The following is a 20,679-nucleotide window of genomic DNA, read 5'->3' as shown; positions in this document are numbered from 1 at the left end:
CCCGCCCTAGCTTCCCGCCTTGTCGCCCGCCGGCTGCTCGACCGTGTTCAGCGCGTCGGCCAGCCGCATCTTGGCCGAGCCGGGGCGCAGGGGCTTCTGCTGGCTTTCGTGCGGGGCCCAGCCCGTCACCGTGATGATCTCGAACGTGGCCGGCACGCGGCCGTCGGGCTCGGCGAAGCGCTGCTGATAGATCTCCATCGCCCGCAGCAGCACCTTGCGGCCCAGCGGCTTGCGCGAGCGGTCGATCAGCACGCTGGTCTCGCCCATGGTCCGCAGGTCCTTGAGCAGGGCGATCGGATGGGCGTAGCGCACCTTGACCCGGTCCTTGTCGGCGACGGGCAGGGCGAAGCCGGCGCGCTGCAGCAGGCCGGCGGCGTCGACCGTGTCGGCGAACGGCGAGACGCGCGGGAAGGCCCCGCCGGTGACCTCGTCCTCGGCGGCCAGCAGGGCCTGGCGCAGCTCGGTCAGGGTGGCCCCGCCGAACAGGGCGCCGACGAACAGGCCGTCGGGTCTGAGCGCGCGGCGGATCTGGATCAGGGCCCCGACCAGGTCGTTGGTCCAGTGCAGGGCCAGGGTCGAGACGGCAAGGTCGATGGTCGCGTCGCCGAACGGCAGGCGCTCCTCGTCGACCGCGATCCGCACCCCGCCACGGCCGGCGAGCATGCCCTCCGACAGGTCGGTCTCGATCAGCAGGCCGATCTTGGCGCGGGCGTCGCTGTCTTCCAGGGCGCGCGAGAAAGCGCCGTTTCGGCTTCCGAGATCGACCGCCACCGGAAACTCCCGCAGGATCGCCTCCAGGCGCATCACCGCGTCCTCGGCGGCGCGGGCCTTCAGGAAACCGGCGGCGTCGAAGCCGGGGGCGGCGCGGTCGAGACGGGCGCGCAGCAGGGCGCGGTCGAAAAGCAGGGGGGCGGTGGTCATGTCCGCGCAAGATGGGACTTCTCGCGCCTTATGGAAACCTCCCGCTGGCGTCACGGCGTTCGCGCAAGGGATGCTGGACCTGATCCTGCCGCCGCGCGCCTTCGACGGCGGGGCGGCCCTGACCTCGGGCCTGTCGGCCCAGGCCTGGAGCCGCATCACCTTCCTGGACGGCCCGGTCTGCGACGGCTGCGGCGCGCCGTTCGCCTTCGACGCCGGCGAGCTCCGCTGCGTCCTGTGCCAGACGAGAGACTGCGCCTTCGCCCGGGCGCGGGCCGCCTGCCTGTACGACGAGCACTCCCGCGACCTGATCCTCAAGCTCAAGCACGCCGACCGCACCGACCTCTCGAGCCTGTTCGCCCGCTGGCTGTCGCGCTGCGCCGCCGACCTGCTGGAGGAAGCGCAGGCCGTGGTCCCCGTGCCGATGCACCGCTCGCGCCTGCTGCGCCGCCGCTACAACCAGGCCGCCGAGATCGCCCGGCCGCTGTGCGCCATGGCCGCTCGGACCTATCTGCCCGACACCCTGGTGCGAAAGCGCGACACCGACAGCCAGGGCGGCAAGTCGGCCGACGGCCGCCGCCGCAACGTCGCCGCGGCCTTCGCCGTGCCGGAGTCGAAGCGTCATCGGGTGATCGGCCGCAAGGTGCTGCTGATCGACGACGTCCTGACCACGGGCGCCACCGCCGAGGGCTGCGCGCGGGCTTTGTTGGCCGCCGGCGCCACGCAAGTGTCACTCGCGGTCGTCGCGCGCGTTACAGAAATGCAAGCGCGTCCTATATGAGGACCGGAAACGACTTCTGTTACGGATTCCCCATGGCCAAGGTCACCATCTACACCCGTCCGTTCTGCGGCTACTGCGCCCGGGCTTTGAAGCTGCTCAACGACAAGGGCGCCGACTTCACCGAGGTCGAGGCGGGCATGGATCCCGCGCTGCGCAAGGAGATGATGGACCGCTCGGGCCGCACCACCTTCCCGCAGATCTTCGTCGGCGAGCAGCACATCGGCGGCTGCGACGACATGTTCGCCCTGGAGCGCGAGGGCAAGCTGGACCCGCTTCTGGCCGCATGACCCCCCTTCAAGCGCCCTTGCGCGTCGGCCTGATCCAGACCCGCACCCCGGCGACCCACGAAGCGGCGCTGGAGCACGTCGCGCCGATGGTGCGCGAGGCGGCGGCGCGGGGCGCCCAGTTCATCCTGACGCCCGAATGCACCAACGTGCTGCAGAAGGACCGGACCAAGCTGCTGCCGACCCTGGTCTCGCTGGACGATGACCTGGTGGTGCGCGGCCTGCGCGACCTGGCCCGCGAGCTTTCCGTCTGGATCGACGTCGGTTCGGCCCTGGTGAAGCGGGAGGACGGAAAAGCCGCCAACCGCCAGGCGGTGATCGACCCGACCGGCGCGATCGTGGCGACCTACGACAAGCTGCACATGTTCGACGTCGACCTGCCGACCGGTGAGACGGCGCGGGAATCGGCGACCTACGAGCCCGGCGAACGGGCCACTGTGGTCGAGACGCCGTTGGGCGCCTTCGGCCTGACCATCTGCTACGACATGCGCTTTCCGGCCCTGCACCGGGCCCTGGCGTTGGGCGGGGCCAAGATCCTGACTGTTCCGGCCGCCTTCACCCGGCCCACCGGCGAGGCCCATTGGGACATCCTGCTGCGGGCCCGGGCCATCGAGACCGGCTCGTTCGTGATCGCGGCGGCCCAGGGCGGCTTCCACGAGGACGGCCGCGGCACCTGGGGCCGCTCGATCGTCGTGGGCCCCTGGGGCGAGGTGATCGGGAAACTTGACCACGACGAGCCGGGCGTGTTGATCGCCGACCTCGACCTCGCGGCCGTCGACAAGGCCCGCGCGGCGATCCCGGCCCTGAAGAACGCCCGTGCCTTCACGGGTCCCTGACCCCATATAGGCTGCATGATCAAGTACGCGCTCGCTTGCGACCACCACCACGCCTTCGAGGGTTGGTTCGGCTCGTCGTCCGACTATGACGACCAGGCCGCGCGCGGGCTGCTGGAATGCCCGCTGTGCGCCTCCAAGTCGGTGCGCAAGCAGATCATGGCCCCCGCCGTGGCCGGGACCAAGGCGCGGAAGGCCTCGCCCGAGCCCAGCGCCGCCATGCGCGAGATGATGATGACCGCCATGGGCGAGGTCCGCCGCCAGGTCGAGGAGAACTTCGACTATGTCGGCGACCGCTTCGCCAAGGAGGCGCGCGACATCCACGACGGCAAGTCCGAGGAGCGCGGCATCTACGGCGAGGCCTCGCCCCAGGAGGTCAAGGCCCTGGTCGAGGACGGCATCAAGATCGCGCCCCTGCCGCCGCCCCCGCCGAAGAAGACGGAAGTGAACTAGGCCGGGGAGCGCGCACGAAAAAGGGGACGGTTTCCCGTCCCCTTTCCCGACGTGCCGTTCAGAGCCGCTTAGTAGTAGCGGTACTCGTAGTGGCAGTTCTTCTTCTTGGAATTCTTCTTGGCGATCTGGTTGCCGGCGACCGCGCCGACCACGCCGCCCAGCACCGCGCCTTCGGTCTTGGCGCCGTTGCCGGCGACCACGGCGCCGAGCGTGCCGCCCGACAGGGCGCCGATCACGGTGCCCTTGTTGCGAGCGCTCTTGGTGCTCTTGCAGACCCAGACCTTGTGGCGGCTCTGGGCTTCAGCCGCGGTGACGGCGATCGAGGAGGCCGTGAAGCCGAGAGCGACCACGACGGCGAGAGTCTTAAGTTGAGCGCGCATGGCGAGCTCCCTTCATTGCTGTTGAATGTCTTGAGCGGTGAAACGCCCAAGCTGGGATTGGGTTCGATGAGTGTCGGCTTTCCGACCTGAACGGGGGATGAAACGACGGCGGCGCCGCCGTTCATCTCCGCGTCAGGTCGGGCGCCGGTCAGCCCTGGACGCGATAGCGGCCCTCGCTGTCGGGGCAGACGCGGACGTAGCGGGTCTCGACGCGGCCGTTGTAGTCGGTGTCGGCCGGGGCCAGGCGGCAGCGCTTGGAATAGTTGTCGTAGACGGCGCTGGAGCTGGCGCGATAGCGGCTGCTTTCGCGATAGGGCACGGTGTCGTCATAGGTCCAGTACTGGCCGGCGGTGTCGCAGCGGCCCTTGGCCGAGGCGTTGCCGATGCTGGCGCCGATGCCCGCGCCGACCAGGGCGCCCAGCACGGTGCCTTCCGGCTTGGCGTTGCGGGCGGCGATGTTCGAACCGGCCACGGCCCCGACCAGCGCCCCGATCACGCCGCCGGCGGTGGCGTTCTTCTTGGCGTCGGTGCGGCAGGGCTCGTTGTACGAGACGTTGTCGCCGTAGCCGCCGGCGTAGGGCGCGCTGTAACGCGTGGCGTAGTCCGGATAGCGACGGTCATACGAGCCCGAGCCGTAGCGACGGTCGTAGTCGGCGCGCGACCGCTCGTAGTCGGCGCGATCGCGTTCATACTGGGCGCGCTGGCTCAGATAGTCGCTGTTGCTGGTGGTGTAGCCGCTCCCGCTGACGCTGAAGCGCCGGGCTTGATCCGGATAGCGACGGTCATAGGCGCCGTTGCCGTTGCGACGGTCGTAGTCGCGGCGGGTGTCCTCATAGACCTGGCGGTCGCGATCGAACGCGGTCTGCTCGCGATAATAGTCCGAGCTGTTCTGATAGCCGGGGCTGTCGAAGCGGGTGGCGTACTGCGGATAGCGACGGTCGTAGGCCCCCGAGCCGTAGCGACGGTCGTAGTCGGCGCGGGCCCGCTCATACTTGGCGCGTTCGGCCTGGTAGGCCTTCTGCTGGGCGCGATAGTCGGCCGAGCGTTCGTCATAGGCGGCGCGCTGGTCGCCGTAGGTTTGCAGGCGTTGCTGGTAGGCGGCGTCAGCCGATTGGGCCAGCACAGGCGCGGCCGTGCTCAGGGCGACGGCCGAGGCCATCAGCCACACAGTGGTCTTGGAAGTCATGATAGCTCTCTCCGTTCCGACGAACGGATCGACGTCTGGCCCCCGAAAACGAGCCGCCAATCCTTGGTAGGGTGTCCCTGGCCAATAGAAGGCGCGACAGCGGTACAGGTTCCGTTTTTGTCTCTGGAGCGCTGCGTCTTGTCTCTGGAGCGGCTTTCTCCGGGGCGTCTAGTCCTTGGTGACGGTCATCATGTAGTTGATGTCGACGTCGACCGAACGGCTCCAGCGGCCGGTCAGCGGGTTGTAGGCCACGCCGTACGGGCCGTGCACCTGGACGGGCTCGCTCGCGAGGAAGGCCCGCAGTTCGTCGGGCTTGAGGAACTGCTTCCAGTCGTGGGTGCCGGGCGGCACCCAGCGCAGCACGTATTCGGCGCCGATCTTGGCCAGGGCCAGGGCCTTCAGCGTGCGGTTCAGGGTGGCGACGATCAACAGGCCGCCGGGCTTCAGCAGCCTGGCGCAGGTGCGCAGGAATTCCCCCGGATCGGCCACGTGCTCGATGACCTCCATGGTCAGCACCACGTCGAACGGCCCCGCGCCCTCGGCCAGCAGCTGTTCGGCGGTGGCCGGGCGATAGCCGATCTCGATCCCTTGCTCGGCCGCGTGGGCGGCGGCGGTCTTGATGTTGTTCTCCGAGGCGTCGATCGCGGTGACGGTGAAGCCCAGCCGCGCCATCGGCTCGCTCAGCAGGCCGCCGCCGCAGCCGATGTCGAGCAGCGACAGGCCGTCGAACGGGGTGCGCGCATTGCCGTCGCGGTCGAACCGCTCGAGCGCCTGCTCGCGGATGAAGCCCAGCCGGCAGGGATTGAACACGTGCAGCGGCGCGAACTTGCCGTGCGGGTCCCACCACTCCGCCGCGATGGCCGAGAACCGCGCCACGTCGGCGGGATCGATGCTCCAAGAGGGGGCGTTTCCGGCGGAGGAGGGCGCGTCGGCGGACTGGCTCATGCTCCTCATGTAGCAACGACGTGGCAAGCGGCACAGGGCATGGCGTCACACTCGACGAAAAAGACACCTGCGCGACATTGCCGTTGCGCCTCCGCGCCGCTAGAAGACCACGCCTTGCGCGAGCGGCGCGGTTCGTCCGCTCCCGGCGCAAGAATTGACCTTAGGTTTTTACGGGGTAGGGCGTGTCACGTCTGGTGATGAAGTTCGGCGGCACCTCGGTGGCCGACCTGGAGCGCATCCGCCGGGTGGCGCGCCTGGTCGCGGCCGAAGTGGCCACGGGCAAGCAGGTCGCGGTGGTGGTCTCGGCCATGTCGGGCAAGACCAACGAGCTGGTGGCCTGGACCGACGGCTCGGGCCGCGCGGCCCAGGGCCTGCCTGAGTCCGACGACGAGTACGACGCCGTCGTGGCGTCCGGCGAGCAGGTCACGGCCGGCCTGCTGGCCATGACCCTGCGCAACATGGGCCTGAACGCCCGTTCGTTCCTGGGCTGGCAGGTGCCGATCCTGACCGACGACGCCCACGGCCGGGCCCGCATCGAGGACATCCCGCCGGCCAATCTGGAAGCCTGTTTCGCGGCCGGCCAGATCGCCGTGATCGCCGGCTTCCAGGGCGTGACGTCCGACCAGCGCATCACCACCCTGGGCCGGGGCGGCTCGGACACCAGCGCCGTGGCCATCGCCGCGGCGATCAAGGGCGACTGCGACATCTATACGGACGTCGACGGCGTCTACACGACCGATCCCCGGATCGAGAGCAAGGCCCGCAAGCTGGCCAAGATCAGTTACGAGGAAATGCTGGAAATGGCCTCGCTGGGGGCCAAGGTGCTGCAGACCCGCTCAGTCGAGATGGCCATGGCCCATCGCGTCCCGGTGCGGGTGCTGTCGAGTTTCGTCGAGCCGGGCGAAGCCCCGGGCCAAGGTACGATCGTCTGCGACGAGGAAGAAATCATGGAAAAGCGCATCGTCTCGGGCGTCGCCTATAGCCGCGACGAGGCCAAGATCACCCTGCTGGGCCTGCCCGACCATCCGGGCGTGTCGTCGCAGATCTTCGGCCGCCTGGCTGACGCCAATGTGAACGTCGACATGATCGTGCAGTCGCGCGCCCGCAGCGCCGACACCGCCAACATGGAGTTCACGGTCGGCAAGCGCGACGCCGTCCGTGCCGTCGAGATCGTCCGCGCCGCCCAGAAGGAAATCGGCTTCGAGGACGTGGCCGTCAACGAGGACGTGGCCAAGGTGTCGGTGATCGGCGTGGGCATGCGTTCGCACGCCGGCGTGGCCCAGTCGATGTTCCAGGCCCTGGCCGAGAAGAACATCAACATCCAGGTCATCTCGACCTCGGAAATCAAGATCAGCGTGCTGATCGACGCGGCCTACACCGAACTGGCCGTTCGCGCCCTGCACGCGGCCTACGGGCTGGATCAGCTGTAGCCTTGCTGGGGGAGGCGACGTTTCGCCGTTAGCGAAACGTCGCGTTCTGACGGTATGAAGGGCCTCGAATCCCCTCCAGGAGCCTCCATGTCGGTCTTCCATTTCGATCCCGAGACGAAGTCCGTCACCTTCCAGGGCGATGCGGGGCTGGACCTGCTGTACGACCTGCTGCTGCGGGCCAAGTTCGGCGACGGCTATGAGAAGCCCCTGCTGGTCAGCCCGTGGCTGGCGGCCCTGCTCAAGCAATTGGACGTGTTCCTGCCCGACGACGGCCAGTGGTTCCCCGAACAGCCCGGCCGGCCGATCTTCGACGAGGACGACCTGCTGGCCATGGGCGACGCGGTGATCGAGGAAGGTCACACCGTCGGCTGGTGGACCATGACCGAGCCCGAGAAGCGCGCCTATTTGCGCGAGGTGATCGCCGCCCCACATCCTCTGACGGACGCCGAGGTCGAGTTCATCGAGCGCGACATCGACGGCGCGGTCGAACAGGCCAAGCAACTGGTGGAAGCGATCAGCGAGCCCCTGGCTATGCCGGGGCACGGCTGACGAGATAGGCCCAAAGGGGCAGGGAAGGCGGCGGCGATGGACCATGGACTGAACGGCCGCCCCGCCCAGCTTTCCCTTCGCCGCTACGGCGCCGATGCCGATCCGCACGCCCACGACGACTTCGACCAGATCGTCCTGCCGCGCCGGGGCGTGCTGGAGATGGAGATCGACGGACGCGGCGGCCGGGTCCAGGCCGGCCAGGCGGCCCTGGTCCGCTGCGGAACCCGCCACGCCTTCGCCGCCGACGGCGACAACCTGTTCGTGGTGGCCAATATCGGCGCCGACCTGATCGCCCCGTTCGAAGCCTTGCGGGATCGAGCCTTCCTGCCGGTGAACGCGCCGGTGCGCGGCCTGCTGGACTTCGTCTGCGGCGACGCGGCGCGCGAGGTCGAGGACGAGGTGGCGGCCCTGTGGGCGCCCCTTCTGCTGCGGGCCCTGGCGGCCGGCGGGCCCGAGTCTGGATTGGGACCGGATCCGCGCCTGGCCCGCGCCGCCGCCCTGATCGAGCGCGACTTCGCGCGGCCGCTGGCGGTCGCCGACCTGGCGGCCGAGGCCGGCATGAGCCAGAGCCGGTTCTTCGCCGGCTTCGCCGCGGCGTTCGGCCGTTCGCCGCACGGACAGTTGGTCGACACCCGCCTGCGCGCGGCCCAGCGCCTGCTGACCGACACCCGCCTGTCGATCGCCCAGATCGCCGCGCGCACCGGCCACGCCGACCAGAGCGCCCTGACCCGGGCCATGCGGAGCCGGCTTGGGGTGACGCCGGCCGCGTGGCGGCGCGGTTCGCGCTAGCTCGACCTCCAGATTTTTTCCCAGCCCCTGTCGAAATCGCGCGCCCTGGCGCGACTTCTCCTCGAAGGCCCGTGGGGCCCGCAACGAGGAGCATCGAGATGATCACGATCAGTGCGTTCGGCATGGTGCCGCCCTTCGCCCAGGGCCTGGTGCGCGATCTGCGCGTGCGTTGGGCGCTGGAGGAAGCGGGCATTCCCTATCAGGCGCGGCTGCTGGAGCAGGAGGACAAGAACACCGCCGCCTATCGCGCCCTGCAGCCGTTCGGCCAGGTGCCCTACTTCCAGGAGGGCGACTTCGTGATGTTCGAGACCGGCGCCATCGTCCAGCACATCGCCGAGCGCTCGCCGACCCTGTCGCCGCTGGACCCCGAGGGGCGGCTGCGGATGAACACCTGGCTGTTCGCGGCCCTCAACTCGGTCGAGCCGGCGCTGGAGAACGTGATCCATATCGACCTGTTCTACCCGAACGAGGCCTGGGCCAAGGAACGTCGCCCCGGCGCGGTGGCCTTCGCGGTCAAGCGCCTGGAAGGGCTGGCCGCCTGGCTGGACGGCCGCGAGTACCTGGAGGACGACCGCTTCACGGCCGCCGACCTGATGATGACCACGGTCCTGCGCATCCCGCGCAACACCGACCTGGTGACGTCGAACCCGGTGCTGGACGCCTATGTCCGCCGCTGCGAGGCCCGCCCGGCCTTCCACCGCGCCCTGGCGGCCCAGGCGGCGCCGTATGCGGAGGCGACAGCGGCGGCTTAGGGACGTTCCGCCCAATCTCCGGGAGCTTTCGCCAAGCCTCCCGGAGCGGGCTCTGCTAGGTCCAAGGCATGAGCCAACAGCAGCGCCTCGCGATCGGACTTCTCTGCGGCCTCGTCGCGGGGGCGTTCTGGGGCGGGGTGTTCCTGGCGCCCAAGCTGCTCCACGCCTTCACGCCGCTGCAGATGACCGCCGCGCGCTATCTCTGCTACGGCTTGGCCTCGGCGGCCTTGCTGGCGCCCGTCGCGCGCAAGGTGCTGGCCCGGCTGACCTGGGCCGACTGGCGCGACCTGGCGGGGCTGAGCCTGCTGGGCAACATCGTCTATTACATCTGCCTGGCGGTGTCGGTGCAGATCGCCGGCGTCGCCCCGGCCTCGCTGATCATCGGCCTGCTGCCGGTCACCATCACTCTAGTGGGGGCGAAACCGGGGGAGGGCGTGGCCCTGCGAAAGCTGGCCGCGCCGCTGCTGCTGGTCGCGGCCGGCGTGCTCTGCATCAACGTCGCCGCCTTCCAGACCGCCAGCGGGGTGGGCGTCGGGCGGCTGGTGCTGGGTTTGCTGGCCGCCGCCGGTGCCCTGGCGCTGTGGACCGTCTACGCCGTCTGGAACGCCCGCCGCCTGGCCGCCACGCCGCGCTTCAACAGTCACGAATGGTCGCTGCTGACCGGCGTGGTCACCGGCCTGCTGTCGCTGCTGCTGGTGGTTCCGGCCTTCCTGGGCGGAGCGCCGCATGTCCTGGACGCCTGGATGCTGTTCTGGGGCGTCAGCCTGGCCGTCGCCCTTGGCGCCTCGGTGATCGGCAACGGTCTGTGGAACGCCGCCAGCCGCCTGCTGCCCCTCAGCCTGTCGGGCCAGCTGATCGTCTTCGAGACCCTGTTCGCCCTGATCTACGGCTTCCTGCACGAGGCCCGCTGGCCGCTGCCGCTGGAGGCCGCCGCCATCGTCCTGATGCTGGCCGGCGTGCTGTGGTCGGTGCACCTGCATCGGCCGGAGGCGCAGGGGCATCCGGCGGAGTAGCGCCGTGCGTCCTTCGAGGCCCGCTGCGCGGGCGCCTCAGGATGAGAAGCTTTGCTGCTGATTTCCTCATCCTGAGGTGCGAGGCGCAGCCGAGCCTCGAAGGACGCACGGCCGTCCCCCAAACATGACTGTAATCTGAACATCGGCGTTCAGATCGGGTTCAAAGGCCAAGTCTCATAAAGGTCCCAACAGCGCCGAACCGGACTTCCTCCGGCCTGACGCTCTCAAGGAGCAAGTGCGATGAAGACCATTGGTAAGTTCACGAAGATCGCCGTCGCCGCGGCCGTGACCGGCGCCCTGGTCCTGCCCGCCTCGGCCGCCTTCGCCGGCGACAAGAGCAACAAGACCGAACGCGCCATCATCGGCGCCCTGATCGGCGGCATCGCCGGCGCGGCGCTGTCGGACGGCGACAAGGGCGGCATCGCGATCGGCGCCGTCGCCGGGGCCGCCCTGGGCGCCTCGACCGGCAACAACGATCGCGATCATCGCTATTCCAGCGGCTATCGCGACACCCGTTACGGCAACGGCTACGGGTCGAGCTATAACAGCGGCTACGGCTACAACAGCGGCCATGGCCAGTCGTACAACAACGGTTACGGCCGCGACCGTCGCAACGACCGCTACAACACCGGCTACCGTCAGGACGGCGGCCAGTATGGGAACGGCTACTACGGCCAGCGCCGCTAACCGCCTCCCAGCCGAAACGACCGGCGCCGTCCCTCCGGGGGCGGCGCCTTTTTCGTGCGCGAACCACGATTTGACCGCGAGCGAACGCTGTGCGGGGCGCGAAATCTGCTATAGCCCGCCTGAGGGCGATGCGGCTTCTTAACCTTCGACGCGTTCTGTCGGGACCTGCCGTATCGGACCAATGGCCTAAGGGCGGCCAGTATGGCCAACCGGTCAAGGTGGGGAGTGCGCGCGCAAACATGGCGGCGTCCGGGATCGCTGTTCGGGGACCACGCAGCCTGCTTCGGCAGATTCGCGAGGCCATGGCCGGTGGCGGACCCGCCCAGGCCAAGCTCGACATGGTGGTGCGCACCATCGCCATCTCGATGGTCGCCGAGGTCTGCTCGATCTATCTGCGCCGCGCCTCGGGCGACCTGGAGCTGTTCGCCACCGAAGGCCTGTCGCGCGACGCCGTCCATGTCACCCGCATGAAGCCGGGCGAGGGCCTGGTCGGCGAGACCATGCGCCTGGGCCGGCCGCTGAACCTGTCGGACGCCGCCAGCCACCCGTCGTTCTCGTACCGCCCGGAAACCGGCGAAGATCCGTACCACGCCTTCCTGGCCGTGCCGCTGCTGCGCGGCGGCCGCACCATCGGCGTGCTGGTCGTCCAGAACCGCACCGAGCGGGTCTATGACGAGGAAGAGGTCGAGGACCTGCAGATCATCGCCATGGTCCTGGCCGAGATGGTCAGCGCCGGCGAACTGCTGGGCCTGACCGAGCTCAAGGACGTCGAGATCGCGCCGCACAAGCCCGAGCGGCTGAAGGGCGCGCGCTTCGCGGAGGGCCTGGCTTACGGCGTGGCCGTGCTGCACGAGCAGCCGGTGGCCCCCGAGCAGCTGCTGTCCGACGACGCCCTGGCCGAGGAGGCCCGGCTGAAATGGGCCATCGAGGCGCTGCAGACCCAGATCGACGAGATGCTGGAGGGCCAGCACGGCCTGGTCGGCGCCAGCTACGAGGTTCTCGAGACCTACCGGATGTTCGCCCACGACCGGGGCTGGAACCGGTCGCTGCAGGAAGCCGTGCGCTCGGGCCTGACCGCCGAGGCCGCCGTTGAACGTGTGAGGTCGGAGCACCGCGCCCGCCTGGGCCAGGCCCGCGACCCCTATCTGCGCGAGCGCCTGCACGACCTGGAAGACCTGAACGACCGGCTGCTGCGCCACCTTTCGGGCGACGTCCACGCCGTGCGCGTGCTGCCCGAGGACGCGATCCTGATCGCCCGGAACCTGGGCCCGGCCGACCTGCTGGAATACGACCGCACCAAGCTCAAGGGCATCCTGCTGGAGGAAGGCTCGGCCGCCAGCCACGCCGGCATCGTGGCCCGGGCCCTGGACATCCCGTGCGTCGGCCGCCTGGCCGGCCTGCGCGACCGGGTCAGCGAGGGCGACCCGGTGGTGGTCGACGCCGAGACCGCCGAGGCCTGGCTGCGGCCGCGCGCCGACGTGATCAAGGCGCTGAAGGCCCGGATGGAGGTCCGCGCCCAGCGCAAGGCCGAGTTCGCCCGGATCCGCGACACGCCGGCGGTGACCAAGGACGGCGACAAGGTCACCCTGCTGATGAACGCCGGCCTGGCCGTCGACCTGGACATCCTGGGCGAGACGGGCGCGGAGGGCATCGGCCTGTTCCGCACCGAGTTCCAGTTCATGGTCGCCGAGGAGATGCCCCGGCTCGAGGCCCAGACCAGCCTCTACGAGAAGGTGCTGGAGGCCGCCGACGGCATGCCGGTCACCTTCCGCACCTTGGACCTCGGCGGCGACAAGCTGCTGCCGTACATGGAGCTGGAGCGCGAGGACAATCCGGCCTTGGGCTGGCGCGCCATCCGCATGGGCCTGGACCGGCCGGCCCTGCTGCGCATGCAGATCCGCGCCCTGATCAAGGCCGCGCGGGGCCGCGAGCTGCGGATCATGTTCCCGCTGGTGGCCAATGTGGACGAGTTCCGCGCCGCCCGCGCCTTCGTCGACCAGGAAGTCGCCTGGGCCCTGAAGCGTGGCCGGCCCGAGCCGGCCCGCCTGGACGTTGGGGCGATGATCGAGGCCCCCTCGCTGCTGTGGCATCTCGACGCGCTATTGCCGATGACGGACTTCGTTTCGGTCGGCACCAACGACCTGATGCAGTACTTGTTCGCCGCCGATCGGGGCAATCCCAGGGTTTCGGACCGCTACGATCCGCTGTCGCCGGCCGCCCTGCGCGCGCTGAAGACCATCCAGCAGGCCTGCGCCGACACCGGCACGCCGGTCTCGGTCTGCGGCGAGATGGCGGGGCGTCCATTGGAGGCTTTCGCCTTGCTGGCCTTGGGTTTCGACCGCCTGTCGATGCCGCCGGCCGGCATCGGGCCGGTCAAGCAGATGGTGCTGTCGTGCGATCGCGAGGCCGCCCGGCGCAATGTCGAGGCCCTGCTGAAGACCTCGGCCGGATCGCTCCGTGGCGAGATCGAAACCCTGGCGCGCAAGCTTTACGTCGCCATCTAGACACGGCCACGGTTAACCAAGCGCCGCCTTATAGTGTATTGAATCCGGCGACTTACTTTGATATCGACCATAAAGTATTAACAAATCCCGGCTAGGACGGGTGGGGCAAGTTGTCGGGTTGGTCTCCCAGGGGGCTGAATTCTCCGATAACGCGAATTTGGGGTCTCATGGCAGCCATGCCGCTGGATACGGGCAGGGTCTCGCACTTGCATCTGGTCGCCGACGGCGAGCGCGAAGACGCGCCGATGGTCGCGCACCAGCCTTCGATCGACTACGGCGTCGACATCGGTTCGGCCCTGCGCGCGGCCCGCGAGTTCCGCGGCCTGAACCTGCAGGACGTCGCCGACGCCACCCGCATCCGCCTCAGCTACATCGAAGCGCTGGAAGACCTGCGCCTGGACGAGCTGCCCTCGCGCCCGTTCACGATCGGCTATGTGAAATCCTACGCCAAGATGCTGGGCCTGGACGGCGACGCCGCCGTGGCCCGTTTCAAGGTCGATGTGCCCGACGACAGCGAGCCGCTGCGCGCCCCGGTCGGCGTGCGCCACGAACGCGATCCGCGCCTGGGCCTGATCCTGGCGCTGGGCGTGCTGATTGTGGCGGCCATCGTGCTGTGGAACGTCGCCCAGCGCGCCATCGCCAAGGACGTTCCGCCGGCCCAGGTGGCCCAGGAGCAGGCGACCGCCGCGGTGTCGTCGCCCGCCGCCGTGCCGGTCGATCCCAACGCCGTGCCGGGTTCGGTCTCGCTGGGCGCGCCGCTGCCGGCCCCGGTCGAATCGACCACGCCCGAGCCTTACAAGACCCCCGGCCTCGACGACGCCGCCGCCAACGGCGGTTCGGCCGACGCCGTCAGCGCCGCCTCCAAGGCCCGCGCCTCCGAAGCGGCCAAGAGCGGCGTCGATCCCAACCAGGTGTTCAACGTCGGCGCCCCGTTCCGGGCCAAGGGCGCGATGTACGGCGCGGCCCCGGCCGAAGCCTCGGGCCTGATCCTGCAGGCCCGCAAGCCGGGCTCGCTGACCGTCCACGACGCCGGCGGCGCGATCTATTTCAGCCGTTGGATGGCGGCCGGCGAGGCGTTCCGCGCCCCGCGCAACGGCGGCCTGATCGCCGAGGTCTCCGACCCGGGCGCCTTCGAGGTCTACAACGGCGGCGCCCTGACCAGCCGCATGCCCGGCCTGACGGCCTCGCTCGGCAAGCTGACGACGGCTCCGGTTGCTCCGGTCGCGGCCGCGGCGGCCTCGCAGCCCAAGCCGGCCGCGCCGCAGGCGCCCAAGCCGCAGGGCTGATAGCCGCCGGGGACATGCCCTTGGGCGTGTCCCCATTCGCGTCCTGAACTCTTCACGGTTCACGCACGGCCTGCTGATGGGGACACGCTCAAGGGCATGTCCCCGGCCGACCCTAACCCCGTCGTCCGCCCGACTTCGCGAACAGCAGGTCCGACCAGTTCCAGGCCCGTGATCCCAGCGCCAGGCGCGGCGCGCCCGGGCCGTCACTGAGCGAGATCAGCACCAGGCCGCGCATCGGGTCGTCGCGGCAGGCCTTGGGCGCGAACGCCACCTCCAGCATGATCAGCTCGCGCACGCCCGCCAGGCCCTTGCCCTCCTGGCCCGGGCTCTGCACCCAGTCGCCGTTCCAGACCAGCACCGCCTTGCCCTTGGCCGCGGCCTCGGGGTGGACCTGGGACAGGGCGGCGCGGACGCGGGGGTTCTTGCGCAGGGCGTCCTGCAGCAGCCGGACCATGTCGCAACCGCCGCCGCCAGGGCCGCTCCCGACGCCGCCGGCCCCCGATCCGCTGCCGGCCGTGGCCGCGCCGGCCAGCTCGGCCTCGCCCAGCTCGGCGACCACCACCGGCCTGGGGGCGGGCTTGGCGGGCAGGGGCTCGACCTCCGGCGGCGGGACCAGTTTCGGCGGGCGCACGGGCAGCTTGGGCGGCGAGACCTTGGCCGGGGCCGGATCGCCGGCCGGCTCGGGCGCCAGCTTCGGCGGTTCGGGCGGAGGCGGGGGCGGTTCGTACAGGGCCACGACGATCGGATCGGGCTCCGGGGCCATCGGCGGCTGGATGCGCACCGTCCACAGGGCCAGCAGCAGCGCGCCGTGGGCCGCGACGCTGAGCGCCCCGGCGATGACGCCGTCCGCCGTCGCGCGCCGGCGTCGGACCGGCGTGGGGACCAGGGGATCGTACGGCTGCGGTCGCCCGCTCATCGAAACTCCAGAACCGTCCAAGGAACCGTCTAGAGACCACCCGCCCGAGTCAGGATCATGGCGCCCGCGACATTTGCGCCCCAGCGCGCTCTTTGGCGCGCGCTCTTTTGGGGACGCTCTTGGGTTCCGGCTCCAAACCCCTTAGATTGGACGCATGGCCACCGACCACACCCACCTCCGTCCCTGGCGCCAGATCGAGCGTCGCCAGTCGCGGAAGATCCGCGTCGGCAATGTCGAGGTGGGCGGCGACGCGCCGATCACCGTCCAGTCGATGACCAACACCCTGACCAGCGACGCCGCCGCGACGCTGGAGCAGATCCGCCAGCTGGAGGAGGCCGGCGCCGACATCGTCCGCGTCTCGTGCCCCGACACCGACTCGACGGCGGCCTTCAAGACCATCGCCCGCGAGAGCCGCGTGCCGCTCGTGGCCGACATCCATTTCCACTACAAGCGCGGCATCGAGGCGGCCCAGGCCGGCGCGGCCTGCCTGCGGATCAATCCGGGCAACATCGGTTCGCCCGACCGCGTGCGCGACGTGATCCAGGCGGCCCGCGACCACGGCTGCTCGATGCGGATCGGCGTCAACGCCGGCTCGCTGGAGCGCGAACTGCTGGAAAAGTACGGCGAGCCGTGCCCCGACGCGATGGTCGAGAGCGCCCTGAACCACGCCCGCATCCTGCAGGACCACGACTTCCACGAGTTCAAGATCAGCGTGAAGGCGTCCGACCCGTTCATGACGGTGGCGGCCTACTACCAGCTGGCCGAGCGCATCGACTGCCCGCTGCACCTGGGCGTCACCGAGGCCGGGGCCCTGCGCACCGGCACGGTCAAGTCGTCGATCGGCATCGGCTCGATGCTGTGGGCCGGCATCGGCGACACCATCCGGGTTTCGCTGGCCGCCGACCCGGTCGAGGAGATCAAGGTCGGCTTCGACATCCTCAAGTCGCTGGGCCTGCGCCACCGCGGCGTCAACATCATCGCCTGCCCGTCGTGCGCCCGTCAGGGCTTCAACGTCATCAAGACGGTGGAGGCCCTCGAGCAACGCCTGGCCCACATCAGCCAGCCGATGTCGCTGTCGATCATCGGCTGCGTGGTCAATGGCCCGGGCGAGGCGCTGATGACCGACCTGGGCTTCACCGGCGGCGGCGCGGGTTCGGGCATGGTCTACATGGCCGGCAAGCCCGACCACAAGCAGTCCAACGACGGCATGATCGACCACATCGTCGAGCTGGTCGAGCAACGCGCGGCCCAGCTGAAAGCCGCGGCCGACGCCGAGGCGATCGCGGCGGAGTAGCGGCGGCTAGTCTTGCCCCCTACGGGCCTTCGGCCGTCTTCCCCCATGGGGGGAAGAGGAGCCGCGCTCGACGTCCTCCGCCCTCCTATGGGGGCGGACAGGCGGCGAAGCCGCCAGGTGGGGGCAAGTGATCACCCCAGCGAGGTCTGGATCGGCACCCCGCCCTTGATGGCCAGGGTCACCGGCGTCCGCTCGGCCACATCGGCCAGCCGCGCCCGCTGCGCCTCGTCCAGCGGACCCGCCGGAAGCAGCACGCGCTCGATCCGGGGCGGGGTCTCGCCGCCGTGGTAGTGCAGTTGGACCTCCAGCGACTCCAGCGGCCATTGCTTGTGCTCGGCGTACATCTTCAGGGTCATGGCCGTGCAGGCCCCCAGCGAGGCCAGCAGCAGGTCGAACGGCGCCGGCCCGACGTCGGCCCCGCCGTTGCGCTCGGGCTCGTCGGCCGTCAGGGCGTGGCGGCCGGTGGTGATCGCGGTGGCGTAGCGGGCTTCGCCGATGCGGACGGTGGCGGTGGCCATGGACGGCTCCTCGTAGTGACTTGGTCCTGAAAGTGGTGTCGGGCGCCGGGGTCGGAAGCGCTAGAACAAACCGGCCGGGATCTCAGATCACCGCCCGCGAGCGCTCGTCCGCCCCGGTCAGCGCCGTTGCGACGACCCGCAGGCCCTGCTCCAGTTCGGCCAGGTCCATCGCCGGGCCCAGGCAGATGCGAACGCCGGTCTCCAGGCCCGGCGCCACGACCGGGGCGCCGGGCGGTGTGACCTCGACGCCGCCGCGCAGGGCCCGGCCGGCCAGGCGTTCGGCCTCCAGTTCGCCCATCGGCAGCCACAGGTGGGGCGCGGCGGGCGAGGCGGGGGGCTCCGCCGCCGAGCCCAGGAACGCCATCGCCATCGCCAGGCGGGTGGTCGTCTCCGCCACGCCGGCGGCGGCGATGACGTCGGCGGTGCCGTCCTCGATCCATTGGGTGGCGATCAACCCGCCGAGGGCCGGGGGGGCGTAGGTCAGGGCGCGGGCGGCGCGCAGCACCCGGTCCAGGTGCTCGCCCGGGGGCGTGACCAGGTAGCCGGCCCGCAGGCCTGGGGCCAGCGACTTGGACACCCCCGAAACGTGGAACACCCGCTCGGGCGCCAGCACTGCCAGGGGCGGCGGATGGTTCGGGCCGGCATAGATCGCGTAGATGTCGTCCTCGACCAGCCAGAGGTCGTGCTTGCGGGCGACGGCGACGATCTCTTCACGCCGGTCCAGGCTCATGATCCGGCCGGTGGGGTTCTGCAGCGTGGGCAGCAGGACCGCCACCCGCGCGCCGTCCCGGGCGGCCGCCTCCAGCGCGTCGGGCCGCACGCCGTCGGCGTCCATGGCCAGGCCCCGCAGCCGCAGGTCGCCATACTCGGCGATGGCCTTGACGCCCTGGTAGGTCGAGGCCTCGCACAGCACCGTGTCCCCGGGCCGGGCCAGGGCGCCGAGCGCCAGGGCCAGGCCCTGCTGGGCGCCGGCGCAGCAGACCAGCCGCGTCCAGTCCGCGCCCTCGAGCCCCCCCGTTCGCGCCAGCCAGGCCGCGCCGGCCCGCCGCTGGGTCTCCAGCCCCGCCACGGGCGCGTAGGCCAGGTGGTCCAGCAGGTCGGGGCGTCGCCGCAGCTTGGCCAGGGCGTCGACCAGATGGTCGGCGGCGGCCCGTTGCGGCGCGATGTTCTGGGCCAGGTTGATCGGTCCCGACGGGACGGCCGCGCGCGTCTGCGACGCCGACGTCGCCCCGCGCACGAAACTGCCGCGTCCGACGTGGGCCTGCACCAGCCCGGCCTTCTCGGCCTCGACATAGGCCCGGGTCACCGTGCCCAGGCCCAGGCCCAGGCGGTGGGCCAGGTCGCGCTGCGGCGGCAGGCGATCGCCTTCGCTCAGGGCGCCCGAGGCGATGTCCTCCCGCAGGGCGTCCAGCAAGCGCTCATACAGCGGCGCCTCGCCGGGCGAGAGGGTCGGGGTCCAGCCGGCCATCAGCGATCTCCAAAATTGTCACTGAAACAATATAGGTTTTGACTCATGATGCAATTGGCAAGATGACCGTGACATTCCTGTCCTCCGTCCCTGTATGTCACGCCTTGCCTCAAGTTGGGGCGCCGCCTCAGAGGAGTGCCCGCCATGACCGCCCAGCTTCTGCTCGCCTTCGCCCTGTTCGCCTTCGCCACCGCCGGCACGCCCGGTCCCAACAACATGATGCTTCTGGCCTCGGGCGCGAACTTCGGGTTCCGCCGCACGGTGCTGCACATCCTGGGAATCAGCGTGGGTCTGGGCGTTATGGTCGTGGCCATGGGGCTGGGCCTGGGTGGCGTTTTCAAGGCCTGGCCCGTGCTGCACGACATGCTGAAGTGGGTGGGCGGCGCCTACATGCTGTGGCTGGCCTGGAAGATCGGCACGGCCACGGGGATTTCCGACAAGGGGACCGGCGCCAAGCCGATGACCTTCCTGCAGGCCGCGGCCTTCCAGTGGGTCAATCCCAAGGCCTGGGCCATGGCCCTGACCGCCGCCACCACCTACACGCCGGAGGGCTCGACGATCGGGGTGTTCTTCGTGGCCGGGACCTTCATGCTGGTCGGCGCGCCGTGCAGCGCCGCCTGGGCCGGTTTCGGCCAGGGCATGCGGCGGTTCCTGGACCGGCCGCCGGTGCTGCGGGCCTTCAACCTGACCATGGCCGCCCTGCTGGTCGTGTCGCTGTACCCGCTGGTGGTCGAGACCCGCCCCGCTGGAGCGTCCAAGGAAGCGCCGCGCGTGCTGGCCGACCTGCCGCCGACGCCGCGCTGGTCGTCTCGCGGCTAGGGCAGATTGCAGAAACTTAAGTAGCGCCAGCGAACGGCTGAGGTCTGGTGCGGCTGCCGAAATCCGGAGTCGTCCATGTCTCTCGCCGTTCGTTCCGCCCTCTGCGCCGCCCTGCTCGTGATGGGGAGCGCGGCCGCCAATGAAGCGGGGGCCGCCGTCACCCCGGTGCCGGTGGGCCAGCCGCTGGCCCGCTTCGCCAACATCAAGCCCGGCGTGCACCGATACCTGCGCTTCAAGCAGGCCGGCGACACGATCCGCGTCGCCGACGTCTGGACCCGCGAGGTCCGCTTCGAGGACCAGGACGGCCAGCGCCGCCTGCATATCGTCCAGCACTGGGACGGGGTGGGCGCCACGCCGTCGGACCGCCAGCTGGACAGCTGGTTCGAGGTCGGCACCTTCCGCCCCCTGACCCACATCCGCCGCTCGCAGAAGGACGGCGTCGCCAAGGTCGAGGGCTTCGCGTTCCAGCCCGACAAGATCGTCGGCCTGAAGGACCTGCCCGACAACGCGGCCAAGGATTTCGAGGTCGCTTCGCCGCAGCCCAGCTTCAACTTCGAGACCGACATGGAGTTCATCCAGGCCCTGCCGCTGGCGGCGGGCTATGAGGCCAGCATCGTCTTCACCCATCCGAGCGGCGGTCCGCCGGCGGCCTATGTGTTCAAGGTGGCCGGCTCCGAAGTGCTGGACCTGCCCGGCGGCGGCAAGGTCGACTGCTGGGTGGTCACCGCCGACTACAACCACCCGGAAATGCCGGTGACCCGCTTCTGGTTCGCCAAGGCCGGGCAGGTGATGATCAAGCAGGTCTCGACCATGCCGGACGGATCCGGGGTGATCGGCAAGACGCTGCTGTACTGAGCCTCTTTAAGATCCGCTC

Annotated in this window: 22 protein-coding genes and 1 pseudogene; 15 read left to right on the top strand and 8 right to left on the bottom strand. The window is 70.1% G+C overall.

Annotated elements, in window-relative coordinates; translation table 11 throughout:
* Window positions 1–6: 6 nt before the first annotated feature.
* The gene (locus AC1DMQ_RS05630; protein ID WP_477032567.1) at window positions 7–921 is read right to left on the bottom strand and encodes a methyltransferase domain-containing protein; all 915 of its coding nucleotides are present in this window, start codon (window positions 919–921) and stop codon (window positions 7–9) included.
* On the opposite strand from AC1DMQ_RS05630, the gene AC1DMQ_RS05625 reads away from it, so the two are divergent.
* Genes AC1DMQ_RS05625 through AC1DMQ_RS05610 form a run of 4 tightly spaced genes read left to right on the top strand, consistent with a single transcriptional unit; the run spans window position 920 to window position 3,269 of the window.
* Complete coding sequence (locus AC1DMQ_RS05625; protein ID WP_477032566.1) at window positions 920–1,699, top strand: phosphoribosyltransferase family protein; 780 nt, start codon at window positions 920–922, stop codon at window positions 1,697–1,699. The genes AC1DMQ_RS05630 and AC1DMQ_RS05625 overlap by 2 nt on opposite strands.
* A 32-nt stretch (window positions 1,700–1,731) precedes the next feature.
* On the top strand, window positions 1,732–1,986 hold the full coding sequence (gene grxC / locus AC1DMQ_RS05620) for a glutaredoxin 3 (RefSeq protein WP_477032565.1): 255 nt from the start codon (window positions 1,732–1,734) through the stop codon (window positions 1,984–1,986).
* On the top strand, window positions 1,983–2,819 hold the full coding sequence (locus AC1DMQ_RS05615; protein ID WP_477032564.1) for a carbon-nitrogen hydrolase family protein: 837 nt from the start codon (window positions 1,983–1,985) through the stop codon (window positions 2,817–2,819). The genes grxC and AC1DMQ_RS05615 overlap by 4 nt, the downstream gene beginning before the upstream one ends.
* 15 nt (window positions 2,820–2,834) lie before the next feature.
* Complete coding sequence (locus tag AC1DMQ_RS05610) at window positions 2,835–3,269, top strand: DUF1178 family protein (RefSeq protein WP_477032563.1); 435 nt, start codon at window positions 2,835–2,837, stop codon at window positions 3,267–3,269.
* A gap of 68 nt (window positions 3,270–3,337) precedes the next feature.
* On the opposite strand, the gene AC1DMQ_RS05605 is transcribed toward AC1DMQ_RS05610, so the two are convergent.
* The 3 genes from AC1DMQ_RS05605 to ubiG all read right to left on the bottom strand — a co-directional run bounded on the left by AC1DMQ_RS05605 (window position 3,338) and on the right by ubiG (window position 5,780).
* Window positions 3,338–3,649, bottom strand: a complete 312-nt coding sequence (locus AC1DMQ_RS05605) for a glycine zipper 2TM domain-containing protein (RefSeq protein ID WP_477032562.1) — start codon at window positions 3,647–3,649, stop codon at window positions 3,338–3,340.
* 148 nt (window positions 3,650–3,797) lie between these two features.
* Window positions 3,798–4,835, bottom strand: coding sequence for a glycine zipper 2TM domain-containing protein (locus tag AC1DMQ_RS05600; RefSeq protein WP_477032561.1), 1,038 nt, complete (start codon window positions 4,833–4,835; stop codon window positions 3,798–3,800).
* A gap of 168 nt (window positions 4,836–5,003) precedes the next feature.
* Window positions 5,004–5,780: a bifunctional 2-polyprenyl-6-hydroxyphenol methylase/3-demethylubiquinol 3-O-methyltransferase UbiG gene (gene ubiG, locus AC1DMQ_RS05595; RefSeq protein ID WP_477032560.1), complete on the bottom strand. Its 777-nt coding sequence runs from the start codon at window positions 5,778–5,780 to the stop codon at window positions 5,004–5,006.
* 182 nt (window positions 5,781–5,962) lie between these two features.
* Here ubiG and AC1DMQ_RS05590 point away from each other — a divergent pair, with 182 nt between their 5' ends.
* The 5 genes from AC1DMQ_RS05590 (at window position 5,963) to AC1DMQ_RS05570 (ending at window position 10,313) form a co-directional block, all read left to right on the top strand.
* Window positions 5,963–7,210, top strand: a complete 1,248-nt coding sequence (locus AC1DMQ_RS05590; RefSeq protein WP_477032559.1) for an aspartate kinase — start codon at window positions 5,963–5,965, stop codon at window positions 7,208–7,210.
* An 87-nt stretch (window positions 7,211–7,297) separates the two neighbouring features.
* Window positions 7,298–7,759, top strand: coding sequence for a hypothetical protein (locus AC1DMQ_RS05585; RefSeq protein ID WP_477032558.1), 462 nt, complete (start codon window positions 7,298–7,300; stop codon window positions 7,757–7,759).
* Between the two features lie 36 nt (window positions 7,760–7,795).
* The gene (locus tag AC1DMQ_RS05580) at window positions 7,796–8,548 is read left to right on the top strand and encodes a helix-turn-helix domain-containing protein (protein ID WP_477032557.1); all 753 of its coding nucleotides are present in this window, start codon (window positions 7,796–7,798) and stop codon (window positions 8,546–8,548) included.
* 98 nt (window positions 8,549–8,646) lie between these two features.
* Window positions 8,647–9,300: a glutathione S-transferase family protein gene (locus AC1DMQ_RS05575; protein ID WP_477032556.1), complete on the top strand. Its 654-nt coding sequence runs from the start codon at window positions 8,647–8,649 to the stop codon at window positions 9,298–9,300.
* Between the two features lie 68 nt (window positions 9,301–9,368).
* Window positions 9,369–10,313, top strand: a complete 945-nt coding sequence (locus AC1DMQ_RS05570; RefSeq protein WP_477032555.1) for a DMT family transporter — start codon at window positions 9,369–9,371, stop codon at window positions 10,311–10,313.
* On the opposite strand, the pseudogene AC1DMQ_RS05565 reads toward AC1DMQ_RS05570, so the two are convergent.
* Window positions 10,313–10,435: pseudogene (locus tag AC1DMQ_RS05565) on the bottom strand (hypothetical protein); the annotation flags it as partial. The gene AC1DMQ_RS05570 and the pseudogene AC1DMQ_RS05565 overlap by 1 nt on opposite strands.
* Window positions 10,436–10,553: 118 nt before the next feature.
* Here AC1DMQ_RS05565 and AC1DMQ_RS05560 point away from each other — a divergent pair.
* From AC1DMQ_RS05560 to AC1DMQ_RS05550, 3 genes are all read left to right on the top strand, one after another.
* Window positions 10,554–11,000, top strand: coding sequence for a glycine zipper 2TM domain-containing protein (locus AC1DMQ_RS05560; protein ID WP_477032554.1), 447 nt, complete (start codon window positions 10,554–10,556; stop codon window positions 10,998–11,000).
* 239 nt (window positions 11,001–11,239) lie between these two features.
* Window positions 11,240–13,504 carry a phosphoenolpyruvate--protein phosphotransferase gene (ptsP, locus tag AC1DMQ_RS05555; protein ID WP_477032553.1) on the top strand — a complete coding sequence of 755 codons (2,265 nt, stop codon included), beginning with the start codon at window positions 11,240–11,242 and terminating at the stop codon, window positions 13,502–13,504.
* Between the two features lie 167 nt (window positions 13,505–13,671).
* On the top strand, window positions 13,672–14,790 hold the full coding sequence (locus AC1DMQ_RS05550) for a helix-turn-helix domain-containing protein (RefSeq protein ID WP_477032552.1): 1,119 nt from the start codon (window positions 13,672–13,674) through the stop codon (window positions 14,788–14,790).
* 112 nt (window positions 14,791–14,902) lie between these two features.
* Here the strand turns inward: AC1DMQ_RS05550 and AC1DMQ_RS05545 are convergent, their stop codons facing one another.
* Window positions 14,903–15,706 carry a hypothetical protein gene (locus AC1DMQ_RS05545; protein ID WP_477032551.1) on the bottom strand — a complete coding sequence of 268 codons (804 nt, stop codon included), beginning with the start codon at window positions 15,704–15,706 and terminating at the stop codon, window positions 14,903–14,905.
* 154 nt (window positions 15,707–15,860) lie between these two features.
* On the opposite strand from AC1DMQ_RS05545, the gene ispG reads away from it, so the two are divergent.
* On the top strand, window positions 15,861–17,000 hold the full coding sequence (gene ispG / locus AC1DMQ_RS05540; RefSeq protein WP_477032550.1) for a flavodoxin-dependent (E)-4-hydroxy-3-methylbut-2-enyl-diphosphate synthase: 1,140 nt from the start codon (window positions 15,861–15,863) through the stop codon (window positions 16,998–17,000).
* 131 nt (window positions 17,001–17,131) lie between these two features.
* On the opposite strand, the gene AC1DMQ_RS05535 is transcribed toward ispG, so the two are convergent.
* Window positions 17,132–17,518 (bottom strand): OsmC family protein, encoded by a 387-nt coding sequence (locus AC1DMQ_RS05535; protein ID WP_477032549.1) that lies wholly within the window; start codon window positions 17,516–17,518, stop codon window positions 17,132–17,134.
* Window positions 17,519–17,600: 82 nt separating this feature from the next.
* Window positions 17,601–18,986, bottom strand: a complete 1,386-nt coding sequence (locus AC1DMQ_RS05530; protein WP_477032548.1) for an aminotransferase-like domain-containing protein — start codon at window positions 18,984–18,986, stop codon at window positions 17,601–17,603.
* A 144-nt stretch (window positions 18,987–19,130) separates the two neighbouring features.
* On the opposite strand from AC1DMQ_RS05530, the gene AC1DMQ_RS05525 reads away from it, so the two are divergent.
* Window positions 19,131–19,805, top strand: coding sequence for a LysE family translocator (locus AC1DMQ_RS05525; RefSeq protein WP_477032547.1), 675 nt, complete (start codon window positions 19,131–19,133; stop codon window positions 19,803–19,805).
* 75 nt (window positions 19,806–19,880) lie between these two features.
* On the top strand, window positions 19,881–20,660 hold the full coding sequence (locus tag AC1DMQ_RS05520; RefSeq protein ID WP_477032546.1) for a DUF3108 domain-containing protein: 780 nt from the start codon (window positions 19,881–19,883) through the stop codon (window positions 20,658–20,660).
* Window positions 20,661–20,679: the final 19 nt, after the last annotated feature.

It is taken from the genome of Caulobacter sp. 05L422 (genome assembly GCF_056397765.1).
This window is presented reverse-complemented; position numbering and strand designations above follow the sequence as displayed.